The sequence below is a fragment of the Polaribacter porphyrae genome (assembly GCF_002954685.1).
Taxonomy (GTDB): Bacteria; Bacteroidota; Bacteroidia; order Flavobacteriales; family Flavobacteriaceae; genus Polaribacter; species Polaribacter porphyrae.
Genome location: NZ_MSCN01000001.1, coordinates 3,318,184 through 3,339,405, shown reverse-complemented (window position 1 = coordinate 3,339,405; position 21,222 = coordinate 3,318,184). Strand labels below are relative to the sequence as shown.

The window sequence follows — 21,222 nt, the reverse complement described above, 5'->3', positions numbered from 1 at the left end:
TTAAAACTTTACATTCATAATATCTCCACTCAATTGTAGTAATTGTAATTCTATCAATTTAGCATCAAACTTGGCATTATTTAGAGCTGTTTTTGCATTGATTAAGTTAATTTGTGCCTGACGAAACTCTACAGAAGTTATCTGCCCCAATTTAAAACGCTCTTGAGTTCTATCAAAATTATTTTGGTTGCTTACCACATTTTGTTTTTGTGCTGTTAATACAAACAATTGATTGTTATAGTTTTCCCAAGTATTTTTCAGATTATTCTCTATATTAACTTTTTGCTGTTCTAATAATATCTGCTGATTTTCCAACGCAATTTTAGAATTGGCTACTCTAGTTTTTGTTGCTCCACCATCAAAAATATTCCAAGTTAGATTTAAACCAGCATTTAAACCATCAGAAGTAATTAATTTTGCCCCAAAAGGATTGATTAAGTTTTCATTTTCTGTTCTATTAAAACCATAAGAAGCATTAAAACCTAAAGTTGGTAAAAAGTTGGCTTTATTTACTTTTATATTGAATTCACTAATCGCAATATTTTTTTCATTTTGTTTTAATAATGCATTATTTTTTAGTGTTTTTGTTTTTAAATCACTAAAAATCATCATTTTATTATAATCGACATTGGTTTCAACATCATAATTTACGTCTTCTTTACTACCTAAAATTACATTTAAACCACGCTTTGCATTGCTCAATAATTGTTTTGCGTTTATTAAAGTAATGCTATCATTATTTACATCCACTTGTGCATTCAAAAAATCTAATTTGGTAGATTGCCCATAATCATATTGATATTTTGCACGTTTTAAACGTCTTTTAGAAATGTTTAAAGCTTCTTGTAAATTATTTGTATTTTCTGACAAACGAGCAATCTGAAAATAGGTTGTAAATAACTGTAAATAGGTATTTTCAATAGTTTCTCTAGCTTGTAATGCTGTTAAATTATAGGTTTCTTTTAGTTGTTTATAATTGTATTTTCTACCTAAACCATCAAAAATTGTATAGTTAATTCCAATACTTACATTGTATGTTTTGGATATTATTCCATCTCCAGAAATCTCTCTATCATTGCCTGTATCTCTATCTGTAAATGTTAAACTTTGGTTATTTCTTCTATAATCTGCACCAGAAGTTAAAGTTGCAGTCGGCAAAGCATTTCTGTTATAAATACTTGTGTTGTTTTCTGCAATTTCTAGATTATTATTGGCTATTTTAATTCCAAAATTATTTTCTAAAGTAATTTCTAGAGCCTCTTTTTTAGTTAGGATTTTTTGAGAAAATCCACTGAAAGAAATCAATACGATTAATAAAAATATTGCTGATGATTTTGAAAAAGGAAGGATTTTATTGTAAAAATCAACGGTTCTCAATACAAAAAATTCTTCCTCTTTCGTTACAGAATTTTCCACTCGAACTGACATTTTAGATAAAAATTTATACATTGTATTAAAGTTCATTTTCATCATATTTAGAATCTATTACTGCCCTTTCTACTTCTTCTTTGGTAATTTCATTTCCTGTAATTAACCATTTTATTTTGACCTTAAACCAATTGGAGGTTGATAACAATAATGGTAAAACAATCAACGTTAATAAGGTTGCAATTGCAATTCCGTACGCAATGGAAATTGCCATCGGAATTAGAAATTGTGCTTGCCTACTTTTTCAAATATTAAAGGTGCTAAACCTGCAACTGTGGTTAATGAGGTTAAGAAAATCGCCCTAAAACGTGACTGACCTGCTGCAATTAATGCGTCATCATATTTGATACCTTCTTTTAGAAAGTTATTGAACTTACCAATGAGAACCAAGCCATCATTTACCATAATTCCAATGAGCGCAATAATTCCTAAAAAGGATAAAATACCAATGGCAAAATCGTGAATAAAGTGTCCCCAAACTACACCAATCATACTAAAAGGAATTAGAATAATTAACAAAATGGGTTGTGAATAAGATCGGAATGTAAATGCAATTACAATATAAATCAACCCTAAAATTATAATACTTACACCACCAACAGAATCTGTTGTTTTTTTACGCTCTCTATTTTGACCTTCATAAATAGGTGTTACAGAACTGTATTTTGATAAAATTTCTGGCATTATATTTTCTCTAATATCTGTCAAAATTTCTGTTGCACTTCCTTTTAATTCTTTTAAATCTGCTGTGATTTGAATTTCGCGCTTTCCTTCTAAATGATTGATAGCAATATCTCCTCTTTCAATGGTATAATTGGCAATTTCAGAAAACGGAATTCGAGTTCCATTTGGAGCAATAATTCGCATATCATCTAAATCTTTAATAGAAGATCTGTTTTTTTTATCATATCTAACCCAAACTTTAATTTCATCTTGCCCTCGCTGAAAACGCTGTGCTTGGAAACCAAAAAAACCATAACGAACCTGCTGCATTATCGATTGTAAATTCAAACCTAATAAATAGGCATTGTCTTTTAGTTTAATGCGCACTTCTTTAATTCCAGCAGGATCGTTATCTGCAACATCTTTTAAAAGTGGGTTGTTCTCTAGATTTCGTTTTAGTTCTTGTTTTACAGCCTTTAGCTCATCAATATTATTTCCTAACAATGAAACTGCAACTGGGCTACCTCCAAAATTTCCTCCAGAACCAAAAACCAAACTTTCTACACCATAAATTTTACTTACTTTTTGACGAATTGAATTCGTGATTTCTGGTGATGAAAAATCTCGTGCTTCACCAGGCAAAAGGTTTACAGTTAAAGTTGCATTTGCACTGCCAGGACCAACTCTTTTTAGTACATTTTCTACAACTTGTAAATTATCTGTTTGTTTTTTGGTGTAATCATCATTTACCAACCATACTTTTTCTTCTATGGATGAAATGATAGAATCTGTAATAAATTCATTGGTTCCTTGTGGCATTGTTAGATTTATCTGAACTCTATCACTTGCAATTCTTGGAAAAAAAGCAGTTCTTACAACTCCCCCATCAACTGCCATTCTACTAAATATTAAAACAGCAACAAAAATTGAGAAAACAAAAAATTTATTCTTTAGTGAAAACGTTAAAAAAGGCACATAGTATTTATCTCTAAATTTGGATAAACCTTTATCTGCAGCCTTATTTATTTTTCTAAAAAAATTATTAAAGCCACTTCCTTTCTTTTCATATCCTTCTTCTAATTTCTTTCTATCTAAAGCTTTAGAATGCGCAATATGTGCTGGTAAAATAATTAAGGCTTCTACCAAAGAAACCGTTAATGTTAATAGTACAATTGTAGAGACTTCTCCAAAGAAACTTCCAATTCTACCATCCACAAAAAAGAAAGTAGAAAATGCAATAATCGTAGTTAAAATTGCTGATATAATTGGTGGAATCACTTCCATAGTTCCATCAATAGCCGCTTGAATTTTCGATTTTCCTAAATCGTAATAATGATGATAAATATTTTCTCCGATTACGATGCCATCATCAACCAAAATACCAATAACGATAATCATTCCAAAAAGGGATAATACATTAATGGTTACATCAAATTGAGCCGCAAACATAAACATCCCCAAAAACGCAATTGGCAAGCCAAAAGCAACCCAAAAAGCCAGTCTTATATTGAGGAATAATGCTAGAAATATCAATACTAAAATGATTCCTGAAAGTCCGTTTTTAAATAGCAACGCAGTTCTTTCATTTAGAGTTGTACTTCTATCACTTGTAACAGCTAACTGAACGTTTTGTTGTTTTTGATTGTACTCGTAAATGTAGTCTTTGATTTCATCAGCAGAAGAAATTAAATCTTCATTATTGGTATTACTCACTGTAATATCTATGGCTAAATTACCATTGTAAAATAAACGATCTGGGTTTTCTGACCAAGTATCAGTGACTTTTGCAATGTCTTTTAAGCGGATAATATTTCCGTTTTGAGTTGTTCTTACAATAATATTTTGCAATTCTACTCCATAATAAGAACGGTTGCTAGCTCTAATTAAATAATCTTCTTCAGCCGTTTTTATATTACCTCCAGTTATCAAAAGGTTCGAATTTCTAACAGCATTCGCAACTTCTGTAAATGATAAATTATAGGCTCTTAAATCATTTTCACGAACAGCAATTTCTATTTCTTCATCAGGGAAACCAGACAGCACAACTTGAGAAATGCCCTCAATTCCACGAATATCATTTTCGATATTTCTAGCATATTGTTTTAAAGATTTTAGTGATACATTTTTACCACTAACCGTAAAACTTATTGTAGGTCTTATACTTTCTACTTTTGCAACAACAGGTGGTTCCATTCCTGATGGAAATGAAGGAACTCTATCTACAGCATTTTTTACATCAGACAAAACAATATCTATATTTTTGCCTTTTTCTACCTCTACATTTACAACTGCAGTATTTTCTCTAGACACAGATGTAACTCTTTCTACACCTACAATTCCTTTTAAATTATCTTCAATTTTTAGTACAACACCCTCCTCCATTTCTGCTGGAGAAGCTCCAGGATACGTCAAATTTATTCTGATGAGTTGTGAATCTACCAAAGGAAAAAAGGAAGATTTCATACTCAAAGCACCTATGATACCAAAGGCAAAAAAAGCAATGACTACCACATTTACTGCCACAGGAAATTTGATGAAATAACTTATGATTTTTTTCATCTTATTTCTTTTTGTTGATCTTTACAATCATTCCATCAAAAGCACCAGGCAAAGGTTGGGATAAGATTTTAGCATCATTTTGCAAACCTTTTATAATCACTTTTTCAGCACCAAAATATACTGGATTTACAGTTTTAAGAGTTAAGATACTATCTTTTTCTACAACATAAACAGCTTCATTATCTACTAATAATTTTCTTGAAATTTCTATGGCATTTGATTCTGATTTTGCCTTTAAGTTTGCTTCTAGAAACATCCCTTCTTTTAAATCTGAATGTCTTACTTGAATATATGCATTTATCGTTTGTGATATTTGATCTATTTTTCCATTTACTCTTACAACTTTTCCTGTGTAATTTTTAGATTTGTTAAGATTTGTTAACTCAACTTGGTTACCTACTTTAAGTAAATCTGCAAACTCTGAACTTAAAGAAACTTCTAATTCATAAACACTTGTGTTTATAAATTCACCTAATTTCTGATTTGGTCTTACTAAAGTGCCAGATGTAACCAAAGCTTCTGTTAACACTCCAGAAAAAGGGGCTCTAATTTGATGCTTATTCAGACGAACTTCTAAATTTTTGATGTTATAATAAGCTGTTAAAATACCTCGTCCAGAAACAAAATACTTCTCTTTATCTGATGAAAATTTTGGGAGTTTTGGTATAGGTTTGTTAATGTTAAAACTTTGTAAGTAGCTTTCCCATTTCTTAAATTCATTTTTATAATCTAAACGAACATCAGGTAAAATAGACGTAATTAAATTGTATAAATTACTTTTTTGCGATTTTAAACTAGCATTAAATTCGTCACTGTTAATACTTAATAAAGTTTCTCCTTTATAATATTTTGTGCCAGGTTTAAATGACTTTTTAGTAGTATTTAATACCCCTTGTACTTCAGAAAACAAATCAATCTTGTTTTTTGCTGTTAAATTTCCATTCGCATTAAGTATAATAGGAATATTTGTGTTGTTTACATTCTCAACGAAAACAGTTTTTATAATTTTTTTAAATCTTGGTTTAGGTTTTTGGTTTTTTTCGATTAAATAATTTCCTAAAAAAACAGAACCAGTAACAAACAAAACCCCTAAAATGGCAAGTATTATTTTCCTCATGATTGGTTGATTAATATGGGCAACAATCCATATATTATAGTTTTACAAAGATACTTTTTTGACAATGAAACCTTTAAAAACTAATAACTCTACTGTGTTAAAGAAAAGTTATAATTATAGATTTTGAAATGAAAATTTTTAAACTGATTTATTTTTAAGAACTTTGTAATATCAAAAAACTCAATCTTTAGATTCATTTGAATTGTTTCTCAAAAACAAAAAACGCCCTTTTTTTTTCTTCTGTTGATGAAATTTCAGTAGATATTTGGCAGTCTTTAAACTGTGAAAAGAACAAATATTTTAACAGGAACTTTTTAAAATCTATAGAAAAGAATCATCCTGAAATCACTTTTTTTTACATTGTTTTAGTTAATGAAAACCAAATCCCCAAAGCATTAGCATCTGTTCAAATAATAGATTTTTATATAGATACAGTTACAAATACTTTTGAATTTTTTATAAGACAAATTAAAAATATTGCCAGAAAAATAAATGCTTTTCCTAATAAAAAGCCTTTGCAATTATTAATTTGCGGAAACACATTTGTAAGTGGTGAGCATGGTATTTTTATAAAAGAAAATTATAATAAAAAAATAGTTGTAAAAGAGATTGCCAAAGCTATTTTACATTTGGTAAGAACCAAAAAGGAATTAAAAATTGATGCATTTTTGTTAAAAGATTTTGTAAATGAGTCTTTATTTATTACAGATGAAGTAAAGGATTATAATTATCATCCTTTTTCTGTAGAACCAAATATGCTGCTAAAAGTTGATGAAAATTGGAGTAGTTTTGATGATTATATGGCTTCAATGAAAACCAAATTTCGTGTAAAAGCAAAAAAAGCTTATCAATTAAGTAAAGATTTAAAAACTGAAGATATCACTGAACAAAATATAGTTGATTTTTTGCCAGAAATAACTTCTTTATATCAAAAAGTGGCTTCTAATGCAGCTTTTAATTTGGGAAATTTCAATTTAGAAACCTACAAAGATTTTAAAGAAAATTTCAAAGAAAATTATATTTTAAAAACCTTTTCTTTAGATGGAAAAATTGTAGGTTTTTTATCTGGAATTATCAATAATAATATATTAGATGCTCATTTTGTAGGTATAGATTATCAATTAAATAGAGAATATGCTATTTATCAAAGAATGCTTTATAATTATATAGAAATTGCGATAGACAATAAACTAAAAATCATCAATTTTGGAAGAACTGCCAGCGAAATTAAAAGTTCTGTTGGAGCAGAACCTCAAGATTTGACTATGTATTTACGACATAAAAAAAGTATTACAAACAAAATATTAAAGTTATTTTTGCAAAGGGTACAGCCTACTCCTTTTCAACAAAAATTTCCATTCAAAACTAAAACCTCTAAATGAAAACTACCAAAGCATTGATTGACTTATTAGACTTAAAACCAATAGAAAAAAATGTATTTTCTGGAGAAAGTGTAACTATTGGAAGTAAAATAGTTTTTGGTGGGCAAGTATTAGCACAAGCAGTTAATTCGGCATACAGAACTGTGCAAGATGATAGATTTATACATTCATTACATTCTTATTTTTTAGAAGCTGGAGATTTAGAAATCCCAATTGAATATAATGTTGCTGAAATGAGAAATGGTGGTAGTTTTTCTACAAGAAGAGTTACTGCAAGCCAAAAAGGAAAAACCATTTTTATTTTGGCGGCTTCGTTTCATAAAAAAGAAAACGGTTTTGAGCATCAAACTGAAATGAATACTAATATAAAACAGCCTGAAGAATTATTAAGTTGGACAGATATGGTTGAAAAATTTGGTTCTTTTTTGCCCAAAGGAATCAAATCTTTTTTAAGTATAGAACGCCCAATTGATTTTAAACCTGTACATGTTCCTAACCCTACAAAACCAGAGAACAGACCTGCAAAAGAAGAAATTTGGTTTAAGCTAAAAGGAGATATTCCTAAAATGGATTTACCTCTAAAGCATCAAATTTTAACTTATATTTCTGATTATAATGTGTTGAATGCAGCTTTTAATCCGAATGCAGAAAACCACAGTTTTGCAAATACAATGACTGCCAGTTTAGATCATTCTATGTGGTTTTTTAGAGATTTTGAGTTTGACGATTGGATGCTTTTTTCTGCAGAATCTCCAAATACTTATGGTGCTAGAGGTTTGGTAAAAGGAAATATTTTTACAAGAGATGGAAAATTAGTAGCATCTTTTGCACAAGAAGGATTGATGAGACCTGTTGTAAAGTAGGCAGTATTTTAGTCTTCAGTTGGCAATAGCAGTTTTCAATAAAAAGTTGGAAGTTTGAGATTTAAAAAATAAAAAATTATGGATTCATTTATATATGTATTAACTACTAATGGTGTGGTATTTTTAATTAGTATTATTTTTTGGAAATTTCCACCAAAAAAAGTAAATAATATCTATGGTTATAGAACACCTAAAGCAATGCAAAATCAGCAAATATGGGATTTTGCAAACAGTACTTTTAATCAAGCTTTTTTAAAGTATAGTGGATTCTCATTTTTAGCGGCATTGTTGCTAGCTAACATTACCAAGGGCGAATTGACTTGGCAACCTATGGTTTTAGTAGCATTATCTATTTTAGTTTCTATTATAAAAACAGAACGTGCATTGTCTGATAATTTTTCTGACGAAGGGAAAAGAAAAAAGTAATGAAAAAGATTATAATAAAAAAACTAATTTCAAAAGTTGGACTTCTTTCAATAGTTGAACAAGTTAACTTTTACAGGCAAAAAATTATCCACAGAAAAAGTAATCGCCTTTTCAAAGAAAAAAATCCAAATGTGATTTTACCTCCAGATTTTTATCTTTACGAGACTTTTAGTTTGAATTATGATAAGTTTTACACTAATGGAAAACCTACTGCAGAATGGTTGATAAATCATATATCTGAATTCAAAAAAATCGAAAATCTATCCATCTTAGATTGGGGCTGTGGAACTGGAAGAGTTATTAGACATTTGCCTAATATTTTAGAACATAGCAACTTAATTTTTGGAACTGATTATAACAAAAAATATGTAAAATGGTGTTCAGAAAATTTGAATGGAATTCAATTTAAACTCAATGATTTAAAACCTCCTTTAGATTTTGAAAATAATTCTATGGATGTAATTTATGGAATATCCATTTTTACACATTTATCAGAAAGATTGCATTTTTCTTGGATGAAAGAATTGACTAGAGTTCTAAAAAATAAAGGGATTTTATTTTTAACAACTCACGGAAACGTGCATTCTTTTAAACTTTTAGATGAAGAAAAGACAGCTTACAATTCTGGAAAATTAGTAATTCATAACTATAAAAAAGAAGGGAATCGTCTATTTGCTTCTTACCAATCACCCAAATTTTTTAAAGATTTATGTGCAAGAAATAATCTAGAAATCTTAAAACACATCCCTGGTGCTATTAGAAATAATCAACCTCAACAAGATGTCTGGATTTTAAAATTAACTAGAAACTAGCCATCAAAGAAACCGATAAATTTCTTCCTGGAGAAGAAACTCCTGAAGCAAACTCTATATAGTGTTCATCTAAAATATTATCTAATCTTGCTTGTACAGAAAAATTGTCACTCACAATATATCTTCCATTTACACCAAAAGTAATCCAGCTTGGAGAACCATAGAACTTATCAATATCATTGATTGCATTTGCATCAACAATTGGTGTCAATTCATGATTGTCTATACCTTCAGTAAAGTTAAAATCTTCAATATTTTTTTTTGCATTAAAACGAACTATCGAACCTAATTCGATTTTATCCTTTTTATAATTCATTTCAAACTGTCCAAATAAAGGGGGAATTGAAGACATTGGTTCTTTTGTATCATAAGTGCTACCTTTTGTGTAGGTAATAAAACCTGATGTATTAATCGTTTTTGATATTTTACCTAAATAATTTATTGTGTACCCCAAAATATAGGCTTGCCCTTTATTTTGGTTATTTACAGCATTTCCAAATTCTCCATCAAACTGCACTTGTTTGATACTTCCATCTGGATTAAACACAAAATCTCTCTGAATATAATTATCCAATAAAGTGTAATAAAAATTACCACCAACTCTAAATCGTCTTTTATTAAAATATTTCTGAATGCCAATTTCAGCATTATAAGCAAATTCTGGAGAAACATCAATATTTGGAATGGTAACATTACCTGCTTTTTCTCTAACTCTACCAACATCATCTATATTAGGAGAACGAAAACCTGAAGATAAAACTCCATTCAATTGCCAGTTTCTATTTGGCTTATATACGTAACCTAAAGTTGCTGTAATTGCAGAGTTATTTCTACTTAAGGTTTTATCTTGAAAGGTTAAAAAAGTTTCATCTATCCAAGTTGCATTTTTATTGGTGTTTGTAAAACGAATCCCAGAGTTCAAAGTAGATTTTTTATTCAAATCTTGTCTGTAACCCACATAAATTGCTGTTGTTAAAAAATTACTCCCTCCATCTGGATAGCGTGATTGTACTTTAAATTCATTGGAAAAACCACTAATTTCTCCATTGAAAATATTTAAAGTTTTTCCAAAAGAATTTGAATTTACATCATTATACGCAAATTCAAAACCATAAGAAAGTGTTCTTGTTTTATCTGCTACAAGTGCTACAGCAAAATCTCCATTTATACTAAAAATATTTACAGTTTCTTCTCTATAAGACCTATCTAAACTCCCAAATTTTCTTTGAATTCTACTTTCTTTTATATTTTGATAAGCTGTGGTTATTGTTCCATTTTCTAACCATTTTTTATCAGGATGCAAAAGAATTTGAGAAGAAATTAATAGTCGTTCTTGAGGACCATAATACCATTCAGCAAATTTTAAAGATGCATCGTCTGTTAAGTCTGTAAGTTCTGTAAGTCTATCAAATCTTGGAATATCTGATGAAGTTGAATATTGTAGATTGATTTTTAAATCTGTATTTTTTGATAATGGAATAAAGAATTTTTGCAATACATCAGTTTGATTAAAACCTGTATTTCTCAATAAATTTGGATCACTGTTTAAGGTTGGGTTAGGATTGTAATTTCCATTTACATTTTCTGAATAATAAAATACTTTTCCCCAATCAGAAAAACCATGATTTCTATTTTCTCCAGCTTGTAAAGCTCCAAAATCTGAATACGAAATACTGGTAAATGATGCCCAGTTTTTAAAACTTAATTCAGCAGAAACGTTTGTGGTTATTTCTTGGTTTACTGTTGAAAATCTTGAGAAAAAATTACTGGTTACTCTCTTTTCTTGAGATAATTTTGGTGTTTTTGTATAATAGTGAATTACTCCACCCAAAGCATCAGATCCATAAATAACAGATGATGGACCAAAAACAACTTCTGTTTTTTCAAGTAAATTTGGTGATAATGTAATTGAGTTTTGTAAATGTCCTTTTCTGTAAATAGCATTATTCATTCGAACTCCATCAACGACCAATAAAACTCGGTTAGATTCCATTCCACGAATTACAGGACTACCTCCACCAAATTGTGATTTCTGAACTTTAATTCCAGGAATAGTGGCTAATAAATCTGCAGAAGTTTGTGGCGAAACTTTTTGAATATCTTTCTTTGAAATTACTGCAATCTGTTCTGCAATTCGTTTTGTTTTTTCTGCTCTTTTAAAAGCAGAAATAACAACTTCATCCAATTCTTCTGACTCTTTGGTTAGATATACTAGAAGCTTTTTATTTTTTAAAGCTGATTTTTGTATTCTATAATATGCATAAGATAAATGTGAAAAAATGATAATGTCTTTATCATCAAAAGCTGAAATATCTACAAAACCTTGGTTGTTTGATGTTAGACTTATGGTATTATCTTCGTTAAAAACGGTAACATTTCTAACAATTTTACCAGTTTCTTTGTCTAAAACTTTTACTTTTTGAGCATAAGAAATTTTACTCACTAAAAAAATAATTATAAAAACGAAGTACTTCATCATCAACTAAATACGGTTTCTAAAACTTGTAAAGATTTTGGATTTCTAAAACTGCCCAAATGTAATTTAAAATATTGGATAATTATTTGTAAAACCAACTGTCTTTCTTTTTTACTGTAAGACACACTTTCTATTATATCAAAATTTATGCCTAACAGTTTTTTTAGTTGATAAAATTCATTTTTGTGAATTACGTTTTTATTATGGATTTCATCAGAAAAATTTCCTTCCAATAGATTAAATCCAAGTCTTTCTTTTTGAGATAAATCTGGGTAAAAACCCAAAAACCCTGTTAGGTTTAATAAAAATAATAAATGAAAATTTGCCACATTAGAATGAAGATCTAACCATAAAAAAGCGGTTTCTATATATTGAAACAATGCTTTATTTTGCTCTTCTTCTTGGATGACATTTGATAATATTTCTGACAAAAAAAGGACTACAGACTGCTTTACAACATCTAAATAAATCGTTTTATATGGTTGTACAACTTTTACTTCTTTAATGGAATTTAAATTGTTTTTTGAATTGTGATTTGCTACAATTTGTAGTTGTGTAAGAGGCTGAAAATAGGCAGCTTTAATTCCTCCCTTTTTAGATTTTAAAATTCCACGAATCAAGTAACTTTTTAAACCTTCTTCTTCTGTATAGCATTTTACAATTAAACTGGTATCACCAAATTTTAACGAGCTTAAAACGATAGCTTTTGTAGTAATAAGTGGCATTAATTTACAATTGCAATTTTTGCAGTAGCAGTTTCTGATGCATCATCATTAGATAATAATACAATATAAATTCCAGAAGCTACGCTTTTACCTGCCAAATTTTTCTTGTTCCAAACTACTTTTCCTCCTTGCACTTCTTGACCTTCTATAACATTGGTTTCATAAACTAAATGCCCAGCAACATCTAAAATTTTTACATTTGTACCTCTTGGCAAACTTGTTCCATTTCTACCATTTATAGTTATAGTTTCATGATTTTTTAAAGCAGGATTTGGATAAGCATAAACTTCTCCAAGAGTTTCTCCAAAAGGAGCTACATTACTATTGTATGCTACAATGCCTTTGTCTGTGGCAAAATATACTTTACCTGAACTATTGTCTATAGCAATTTTAGAAATTTTATTTGATGGTAAAGGAGAGTTTTGTTTGCTAAAGTTTGCAAGTGTAGTTAGCCCATTAGGGTTTGTATATAAAACACCTCCATTATCTGTACCAAACCATTTGTTTTCTGCACCATCTATTACAATAGAATTTATAGTTTGATCACCTAACAATCTGTCTCCAAAACCAGCTTCATTTCCATTAATTACAACAGGATTCGCATTAGGTGTATCATCATCAAACACTCCAGAAGCATTATTGTAAACAACCATTCCAGACTGTGTTCCTAACCAAACTCTGTTATTACTATCAATAGCTATAGCTCTCACGTTTACATCTGGGAGGTTTCCAAGATTTGGAGTAGAAATAAATGCTTTTCTTCTATCTCCATTTTCATTATAAATATAGACTCCATTTCTTCTAGTGGCAATCCAAACAGTATTATTTCTATCTATTGTAATTATATTTGTTTCTTGATTTTTATTGGTTTGTAAATCACCCAAATCAAAACTAGACCATGTTCCTGAAGCTGAAAATTTTTTCAACTTTCTAGAAGCCAAAGCATCTGCTAACCATAAATTTCCTTCATTATCGAATACTGATCCACTAATTCTAGTAGTTATTGAATTCGCATCATTTGGAAGAAAATCTTCTAATGGACTATTTCTTGAGTGATAAAAATTTTTAATCTCATCATTTTCTACTTCTAATAAACCACCTCCAGAAAAAATATTTCCATTACTCGTTTGTGCAAAAGAACTTATAAAAACTCTATTTTCTTTTTCAACATCTATAGTTATATCTACTAAATCTAATATTGGTGTACTGTTTGAAAACTTTTTATTAATCCATTTTTCTCCATTATAATGACTAAATCCTTTTCTATTTCCTGCTGGCACATATGAAGATGCATCATAACCCCCATATACTACCCATAAATCGTTATTATTAACAGCAATAGAAAAAACATCATTAAATAAAGGTCCTTCAGGATGAATTTCTTGATAGGTATTTAATTGACTAGTTGTTGTTTTTAAAATTCCTAACTCTTTTGAAGCAAGAAATACTGTACTATTTTCAAAAAAAGCATTAGAAAGTGTAAAACTAAAATCTGGAGTGTTTAAAAAAATAAAAACTTGATTGTTGTTTTCATCTAAAACAAATGCACTTCTATTTAAAGTAATTGTTAAATTAGAACTAGAAGCTTTTGTGTTTACAATATTTTCTGCAAAATTTCTGATAATTTTTAAACTCCCATTTTCTATTTCAAACAAGTTACTTCCTTCTGTTGTATAAACTCTATTATCGAATAAAGATAGATTTGGAAAATTTCGATTTGGAAATTGCTGTTCCCAACTTTTAAAATCTACGAGTAAATTACTATTTACATCAGCTAAAAAAATTCCATCTTCTGTTGCTGCGTAAATTTTATTATTAAAAACTAAAGTTTCATTTATAGATAATGATGTAGATTGGTTTCCTATGAAAAAAGTATCTCCAAATTCTAATCTTTCAATATTATACTCTACAATAGCAAATGGGGTAGATAGATATAGTGTATTTCCAAATTCAGAAATATGATTTATTCTTTTTTCACCAGATTGATTAAAGTTTACAATATCAGAAGAAATTGTAATAGTACCATCTTCATCGATAACTTCTACCAAACCATTTTCGTAACCAATAACTACCCTTTTAAATGTTTTATTATAAAAAATAGAAGATGTAGTTTCTCCTGATAAACCTTGTACTGAAGATATTTTTTTTATTTCTAAAGTAGTGTCATTATAAGTAAAGACAGCATTATCTGCTAAAGCATAAATTACATCATCAACTTTTATAATGTCTTTTACGTTATTGTAAGAATAAAAATCTTCCCAAGAATCGCTATAATCTGTTTGAGAAAACCCAACTAAAGAAATTAAAAAAAAGAAAAGGAAAATTGTTTTTTTCATTACCATAATTATCGATCAAAGATATTTAAATATTACCTAAATTAACGGTAAAAACGTCTATATTAGTACAAATTACAATGCCTTTTTATGAGTTTAGAAATTGAACGTAAATTTTTGGTTAAAAATAACGATTTTAAGCAAGAAGCTTATCAGCAAAAAAGAATGCAACAAGGCTACTTAAATTCAAACAAAAAAAGAACCGTACGTATTAGAACTACTGATGAAAAAGCTTTTATCACTATTAAAGGAAAATCAAATAAAAGCGGTACAACTCGTTTTGAATGGGAAAAAGAAATTAGTTTAGAAGAAGCTGAAAAACTACTCTTACTTTGTGAATCTTCAATTATTGACAAAACAAGATTCTATATAAAAAAAGGAAAGCATATTTTTGAAGTTGATGAATTCTATGGAGATAACAATGGGTTAATTATTGCTGAAGTTGAATTAAGCAGTGAAAATGAAACATTTGAAAAACCTAATTGGATAGGAAAAGAAGTTACTGGGAATCAGCAATATTACAATTCTTATTTAAGCAAAAAACCTTATAAGAATTGGTGATTTTATAAATTGTAAATTGCTAAAAAATGACTTAAAGTGCCTAACAATACAAAAACATGGAAAATAGCATGATTATATGGCATTTTTTGAATCATATATAATATTGCTCCAACTGAATAAAAAATACCTCCTGCAATTAAAAACTGTAATCCTTCTTTCGATAAACTATTCATTAAAGGTTTTATAAAAAATAGTACTTGCCAACCCATAAGTAAATACATAATTGTTGATATTTTTTCAAATTTACCCGTAAAAAAAAGTTTTAAAATAATTCCTATTAACGCAAAAACCCAAACAAATAAAAACATGTACCAACCCAAGTCAGAGTCTAAAGCTACTAAACAAAAAGGTGAATAACTACCAGCTATCAAAACATAGATTGCTGCATGATCAAAAATATTTAACTTTCTTCTTCTCTTTGGGTTCTTTTCTGCATGATAAAATGTAGAAGCTGTATATAAAATAATCATACTCAACCCATAGATAATAAAACTTATTGGTTTCCAAAAATTGTCAAAACCTGTAGATTTAAAGATTAAAAAAGGAAATGCAACAACACTCAACACCAACCCAAACCCATGGGAAATGACGTTAAGTTTTTCTTCTAATTTACTATATTGGTGATTTAAACTCTCGCTCATTATTGGGTCTGTTTGTATCTTTCATATACTTTTCATCATTAATTAAATCATTATAAATAACGTTAAAAGTTTGTTGCCTTAATTTTGGTAAATCGCTTTGTTGTAAACCTTTTGTTTCTATAAATTTATGTTGATGAATTCTAAAAACTCCAGGACCTCCTTTAAAAAAATCCCATGAAAATAATCGTTTTCCATCATAATAAATTTGAGGTACTATCGGAATTTCATATTCAATAGCCAAGCTAAAAGCACCATTTTTAAATGGTGCTAAAACTACGTTTTCTGTTGGCACTAATCCTTCAGGGAAAATCGCCATACTTACTCCATTTTGTAATCTTCTTTTTGCCAATTCGTATACTCTTTTTCTACTTTTATAGCTACTTCTATCTACCATAATCACTACTCTTTTATAGAAAAAACCAAAAATGGGAATCTTTACAAATTCTTGTTTCCCCACAAAAACGATTGGATTTTTACTCATAGCAATCAACACAAAAGGATCCATTAAAGATGCATGATTTGGACAAAACATATAGCTTTTATTTCGATCTGTTTTTTCATCATAAGTAATCTCCATTCTAAAACCCATTCCATAAATTAAAATTTTAGACCATATTCTTACCAGTTTCCAAAATGCAGCATAATAACTTTCTTTAGAGGTTAATACCAATAGAAATGGCACCATTAAAATTATGGTCACAAATAGTAGAATGTAAAACCAAATTCGCCAAATCAGTAAAAAGGGTATTCTCAAAAATTTCATATACACCAAAAATACTAATATTCTTTTGTTTGGTGATTTTTCTTATCAAAACCTTATTTTTGTCATTTCAGATGAATTAATTATAACATTCATCTGTAAATTATGATAAACTTAATTTAATGTCAAGAATTTTAACAGGGGTACAAAGTACAGGTACTCCACACTTGGGAAATCTTTTAGGTGCTATTTTACCAGCTATAAAAATGGCAAATGACCCTGAAAATGAAGCTTTTTTGTTTATTGCTGATATGCATTCTTTAACGCAAATTAAAGATGGTAGTCAATTAAGAGAAAATACATACAGTACAGCAGCTACATGGTTGGCCTGTGGTCTAGACATCAATAAAACTGTTTTTTATAGACAAAGTGATATACCCCAAGTAACTGAATTATCTTGGTATTTGAGTTGCTTTTTCCCTTACCAACGTTTAACATTAGCACATAGTTTTAAAGACAAAGCAGATAGGTTAGCTGACGTAAATTCTGGTTTATTTACGTATCCTATGTTAATGGCTGCTGACATTTTATTGTATGATGCAGAAATAGTTCCTGTGGGTAAAGATCAATTACAACACCTAGAAATGACACGTGATGTAGCCAATCGATTAAATAATATTGTAGGTGATACTTTAATTGCTCCAAAGGCAAAAATTCAAGAACACACAAAATTAGTTCCTGGTATTGATGGTGAAAAGATGAGTAAATCTAGAGATAATATCATCAATATTTTTTTACCTGATAAGAAGTTGAGAAAACAAATAATGGGTATTAAAACTGATAGTACTCCTCTCGAAGAGCCAAAAAATCCTGATACTGATAACGTTTTTGCTTTGTATAAATTATTAGCTTCTGATGCTCAAATTGTTGAGATAAGAGCTAATTACGAAGCTGGGAATTATGGTTATGGCCATGCAAAACAAGCTCTTTACGAGTTGATTATTGATAAATTCTCTGATGTTAGAGAACGTTACAATCATTTTATGGAAAATAAAAATGAGATTGATGATGCTTTAAAAATTGGTGCAGAAAAAGCAACTCTAGTAGCTAATGATGTTTTAAAACGAGTACGTGCAAAAATTGGATATTAAACTAAAAAAATCTCGTTTAAAACGAAATTTTTTTAGTTTAATAAAGCCAATAATACTATAACCATTGGCAAATAATTCCGCCCATGAGTGCTAAAGTAACAATCCAATAACCAGCATTTATAGCTATATATTTAAAAGATTTTTTTTCAAACATTGCAATAATTGATAACACTGGAAGCACAAAAAATAGTCCTGACATTACACCATGAATTACACCATGTTGAAAAGTTCTAAAACGATCTCCATAAGTGCCGACAAAGTTTTTAAAATATTCAAATGCAGTGCCTGATTCTTCATTAAAACCAGGTTCATTAATTAAGGTTTGGAAAACTCCCATTTGATGAATTACAATAAACTGTAAAAAGAAAGCAACTAATACACTAAAAATATAACTTAAGATAAATACTTTAGCCATATTTTGTCCTTCTAAAGATTCTTTAGTAAATCCCATTTCGTTCATCCATGCATTACCAAATAAAGGTCCATACCAGACAAATCCTATTAGCATTGGAACAATAGCAGCAATAAATAAGATATAGAAATTCATTTCCATGATAAAAAAAGTTTTTGGTTAAGCACCAAATATAGGAAATATGTTTTTAAAAGTGAATACTAATTGATCCTAGAAGAAACATACAAGTCTCTGAATATCAATATTATTAATTAAGAAATAAATTGATTAATTTTTTCATTTGGGATAAAACCTTTTAGCATTAAAAAGACTCCACAAATAATTAAAATAATACCCATAATTCTTTTTATTCTGTAAATAACCATTGGAGTCAATTTATCTTTTAGCTGTTTTGCTAAAAAAATTTTACCTAAATCTGTAATAAAATAACCAATAATTATAGTAGTAAAATACCAAAAAATAGCATTTTGATTCATGTCTAAAGAAGGGCTAATTACTAACACTGTTCCTAGCCAAAAAGCCAACACTCCAACATTAATAAAATTTAGAAAAAAGCCTTTTAAAAAAAGTTTTAAATAATTGTTTTTTACAATGGGTACTTCTATTTGTTTTGCAGATTCTAATGCTTCTTTTTTATTTTCTTTATCAAAATAGGTAATTAGTCCATAGATGATAAGCACTAAACCACCAGTAAAAAAAAGTCTAGGATCATCTTTTATCTTCTCAAGTAAAGTTCTACTACCATAATAAGCAATAATAATGAAGGTAATATCTCCTAAAACCACTCCTATATCAAAAACAATTGCTGCTCTAGCTCCTCTTAAAATACTAGTTTGTATTAACATAAAAAAAACAGGACCAATCATGAATGCCATGAAAAAGCCAATAAGCAATGCGTTTTTGAAATCGTAGATATCCATATTTACACAAAAATACGGATTTTAAACATCATCAAAATCAATTGCTATTTTAGCAGTGGTTGGGTGTGCTTGGCAAGTTAAAATAAAACCTTCTTCAACTTCGCTATCTGTAAGAATCGAGTTCTTAACCATCACAGCTTTACCTTCAGTAACTTTTGCTAAACAAGAACTACACACTCCTCCCTGACAAGAATAAGGTGGGTCTAATTCGTTACGTAAAGTCGCAGCTAAAATATCATCAGTCTGTGTCATCGTAAATGTGGTTTCTTCATCATCTAGCAACACTGTTATTTCTGTTGTTCCTTCTTGTATTTCATCCACAGCATCTTCATCAATTGAAGCTGTAAATAATTCAAAGTGAATATTTTTATCAGTAAAACCAGTTTCTTTTAACGTGTCAGAAACTGTATGTATCATTTCTTCTGGACCACATAAAAAAGCAGCATCAAAAGAAATGTCTTTGTATTTATTTTTGATAAAAAAATTTGTAAACGGTTTATCAATTCTTCCAAACAACATGTTTTCTTGACGCTCTCTACTACATACAAATTCTAAATTGAAATTTTTATATCTTGAATCTAATGCTAATAACTCATCATAAAAAATAGTATCTGCCACAGATTTATTACCATAAATTAACGTAAATGTAGCAGATGGCTCTGTTTCTAAAACAGTTTTTACCATTGATAAAATAGATGTAATTCCACTACCTGCTGCAAAACCAACATAGTTCTTATTAGCTTTAGGATTCAATAAAAATCTACCTTCAGGAGCTGAAATTTCGATTTCATCTCCTACTTTTAAATCTGATGTTGCATATACTGAAAACGTACCATTTTCAACAGCTTTTATAGCAACTCTCAATTCCCCACTTTTAGGAGTTGAGCAGATTGAGTATGCTCTTCTAACTTCTTCTTCTCTAATTTTTTTTTGAAGTGTGATATATTGTCCAGAGGTAAAATTAAACTCTGATTTTAAATGTTCAGGAATATCAAACACAACAGAAACCGCAAATGCGGTTTCTTGTTTTATTTCTTTTATATATACTTTATGAAATTTAGTCATTTTATAAATTTTATCTAGATTATTTTAGATTAAAAACTAGCTCTTCAATTTGTTTTATAGAAACTTATTACAAAGAGTATTTATTATGCAAATTTACCAATTAGTTATTAACTTTTAAGCTCTTTGGCTGTTAATCCTTTTTGAATATGTATGTAAGCTAATGATAATAACAATATAAAAACAGAAGTTATAGCACCTAAAAATACATCATAATAAGATTCCATAGTTAAAGATATTCTTATTAGGATAGTTGCTAAAACATATGCTGAATATCTAAAAACTCTGTAAAAATTTATTGTATATCTTAAAGCTACTAAAACAATAATAATATCTGTAAAAATTAAAACTGTATAAAAAGTATCAAAAGAGTGTAAATATTTACCTGTTTTAAATAAAAAATAAATGTCATTTGCACCAATTAAGAAAAATGATAGCAGTAAAAATAACGCAAGTATCTTTTTTATTCTAACAAACTGAAGTTGGTTTACAAAAGTTTCTGAAAGTCTAATTTTCCTGTTTAATCTTTGTGTTATCCCCATTACTATAAATATAAAAAGAGCACCAAAAGAATAGGTAATCATCTTATAAATAACAGTTTTTGAGTCTTCCCAAACTAAAAATTCATCTAAATGACTAAATTCTTTAAAAGCATTTCTCAAAAAAATCAGAGACAGCAGTTCAAATTGTTTACCTAAAGAAATTGAAACCGATTTTGGTAAAATAAATATTAAGCTTAATAGTTCTAAAATTAAGATGATAGTAAAAGCAACTTCAATTGCAAAAAAAGGATGTATAAATAGCATGTTAAATCTACCTACATCAATAAAGTTAAAATAAACTAGAAGTGAAATTATACTACATATAATAAAAGCAATAACTAAAAAATTACTTATTCTTTTTAGAATATTAGGTTTTTCCCAAAATAATACCTGCTTATCAAATATCCTTGTTATTTTTTTTAACATAGAAAATAATTAATTAACTTTCG

17 protein-coding genes and 1 pseudogene are annotated in these 21,222 nt (G+C 28.7%); 6 read left to right on the top strand and 12 right to left on the bottom strand.

Going from position 1 to position 21,222, the window contains the following annotated elements; translation table 11 throughout:
• From BTO18_RS14965 to BTO18_RS14955, 3 genes and pseudogenes are all read right to left on the bottom strand, one after another.
• Nucleotides 1-1,464 carry a TolC family protein gene (locus tag BTO18_RS14965; RefSeq protein ID WP_226789058.1) on the bottom strand — a complete coding sequence of 488 codons (1,464 nt, stop codon included), beginning with the start codon at nt 1,462-1,464 and terminating at the stop codon, nt 1-3.
• A pseudogene (locus BTO18_RS14960) lies at nt 1,454-4,650 on the bottom strand (efflux RND transporter permease subunit). The gene BTO18_RS14965 and the pseudogene BTO18_RS14960 overlap by 11 nt, the downstream one beginning before the upstream one ends.
• Nucleotide 4,651: 1 nt before the next feature.
• On the bottom strand, nt 4,652-5,767 hold the full coding sequence (locus tag BTO18_RS14955) for an efflux RND transporter periplasmic adaptor subunit (protein WP_105016998.1): 1,116 nt from the start codon (nt 5,765-5,767) through the stop codon (nt 4,652-4,654).
• Nucleotides 5,768-5,964: 197 nt separating this feature from the next.
• Between BTO18_RS14955 and BTO18_RS14950 the strand changes: the two genes are divergently transcribed.
• The 4 genes from BTO18_RS14950 (at nt 5,965) to BTO18_RS14935 (ending at nt 9,250) form a co-directional block, all read left to right on the top strand.
• Nucleotides 5,965-7,149 (top strand): peptidogalycan biosysnthesis protein, encoded by a 1,185-nt coding sequence (locus tag BTO18_RS14950; protein ID WP_105016997.1) that lies wholly within the window; start codon nt 5,965-5,967, stop codon nt 7,147-7,149.
• Complete coding sequence (locus BTO18_RS14945) at nt 7,146-8,012, top strand: acyl-CoA thioesterase (protein WP_105016996.1); 867 nt, start codon at nt 7,146-7,148, stop codon at nt 8,010-8,012. Before BTO18_RS14950 ends, BTO18_RS14945 begins: the two co-directional genes overlap by 4 nt.
• 78 nt (nt 8,013-8,090) lie before the next feature.
• Nucleotides 8,091-8,438, top strand: coding sequence for an SdpI family protein (locus BTO18_RS14940; RefSeq protein ID WP_211295613.1), 348 nt, complete (start codon nt 8,091-8,093; stop codon nt 8,436-8,438).
• Nucleotides 8,438-9,250: a class I SAM-dependent methyltransferase gene (locus tag BTO18_RS14935; RefSeq protein WP_105016994.1), complete on the top strand. Its 813-nt coding sequence runs from the start codon at nt 8,438-8,440 to the stop codon at nt 9,248-9,250. The genes BTO18_RS14940 and BTO18_RS14935 overlap by 1 nt, the downstream gene beginning before the upstream one ends.
• Here the strand turns inward: BTO18_RS14935 and BTO18_RS14930 are convergent.
• The 3 genes from BTO18_RS14930 to porZ are packed head-to-tail and all read right to left on the bottom strand — an operon-like array spanning nt 9,240 to nt 14,787.
• Complete coding sequence (locus tag BTO18_RS14930; RefSeq protein WP_226789059.1) at nt 9,240-11,729, bottom strand: TonB-dependent receptor; 2,490 nt, start codon at nt 11,727-11,729, stop codon at nt 9,240-9,242. The two genes, BTO18_RS14935 and BTO18_RS14930, sit on opposite strands and share 11 nt — an antisense overlap.
• Nucleotides 11,729-12,451 (bottom strand): DNA repair protein RecO, encoded by a 723-nt coding sequence (recO, locus tag BTO18_RS14925; protein WP_105016993.1) that lies wholly within the window; start codon nt 12,449-12,451, stop codon nt 11,729-11,731. The genes BTO18_RS14930 and recO overlap by 1 nt, the downstream gene beginning before the upstream one ends.
• Nucleotides 12,451-14,787 (bottom strand): type IX secretion system anionic LPS delivery protein PorZ, encoded by a 2,337-nt coding sequence (porZ, locus tag BTO18_RS14920; RefSeq protein ID WP_105017598.1) that lies wholly within the window; start codon nt 14,785-14,787, stop codon nt 12,451-12,453. Before porZ ends, recO begins: the two co-directional genes overlap by 1 nt.
• An 87-nt stretch (nt 14,788-14,874) precedes the next feature.
• Here porZ and BTO18_RS14915 point away from each other — a divergent pair, with 87 nt between their 5' ends.
• On the top strand, nt 14,875-15,345 hold the full coding sequence (locus tag BTO18_RS14915) for a CYTH domain-containing protein (RefSeq protein ID WP_105016992.1): 471 nt from the start codon (nt 14,875-14,877) through the stop codon (nt 15,343-15,345).
• Nucleotides 15,346-15,347: 2 nt separating this feature from the next.
• Here the strand turns inward: BTO18_RS14915 and trhA are convergent, their stop codons facing one another.
• Together trhA and BTO18_RS14905 are read right to left on the bottom strand one after the other, a co-directional pair.
• Nucleotides 15,348-15,986, bottom strand: a complete 639-nt coding sequence (trhA, locus tag BTO18_RS14910; RefSeq protein ID WP_105016991.1) for a PAQR family membrane homeostasis protein TrhA — start codon at nt 15,984-15,986, stop codon at nt 15,348-15,350.
• Nucleotides 15,958-16,671 (bottom strand): lysophospholipid acyltransferase family protein, encoded by a 714-nt coding sequence (locus tag BTO18_RS14905; RefSeq protein WP_211295612.1) that lies wholly within the window; start codon nt 16,669-16,671, stop codon nt 15,958-15,960. The genes trhA and BTO18_RS14905 overlap by 29 nt, the downstream gene beginning before the upstream one ends.
• Nucleotides 16,672-16,868: 197 nt before the next feature.
• On the opposite strand from BTO18_RS14905, the gene trpS reads away from it, so the two are divergent.
• On the top strand, nt 16,869-17,837 hold the full coding sequence (gene trpS / locus BTO18_RS14900; protein ID WP_105016989.1) for a tryptophan--tRNA ligase: 969 nt from the start codon (nt 16,869-16,871) through the stop codon (nt 17,835-17,837).
• A gap of 55 nt (nt 17,838-17,892) precedes the next feature.
• Here trpS and BTO18_RS14895 read toward each other — a convergent pair whose 3' ends face one another.
• From BTO18_RS14895 to BTO18_RS14880, 4 genes are all read right to left on the bottom strand, one after another.
• Entirely contained in the window at nt 17,893-18,390 is a 498-nt protein-coding gene (locus tag BTO18_RS14895; RefSeq protein WP_105016988.1) for a DUF1761 domain-containing protein, read from the bottom strand.
• A gap of 110 nt (nt 18,391-18,500) precedes the next feature.
• On the bottom strand, nt 18,501-19,169 hold the full coding sequence (locus BTO18_RS14890; RefSeq protein WP_105016987.1) for a LysE family translocator: 669 nt from the start codon (nt 19,167-19,169) through the stop codon (nt 18,501-18,503).
• A 21-nt stretch (nt 19,170-19,190) separates the two neighbouring features.
• Nucleotides 19,191-20,234, bottom strand: a complete 1,044-nt coding sequence (locus tag BTO18_RS14885) for a 2Fe-2S iron-sulfur cluster-binding protein (protein ID WP_105016986.1) — start codon at nt 20,232-20,234, stop codon at nt 19,191-19,193.
• Between the two features lie 107 nt (nt 20,235-20,341).
• On the bottom strand, nt 20,342-21,199 hold the full coding sequence (locus BTO18_RS14880) for a hypothetical protein (protein ID WP_105016985.1): 858 nt from the start codon (nt 21,197-21,199) through the stop codon (nt 20,342-20,344).
• Nucleotides 21,200-21,222 lie beyond the last annotated feature (23 nt).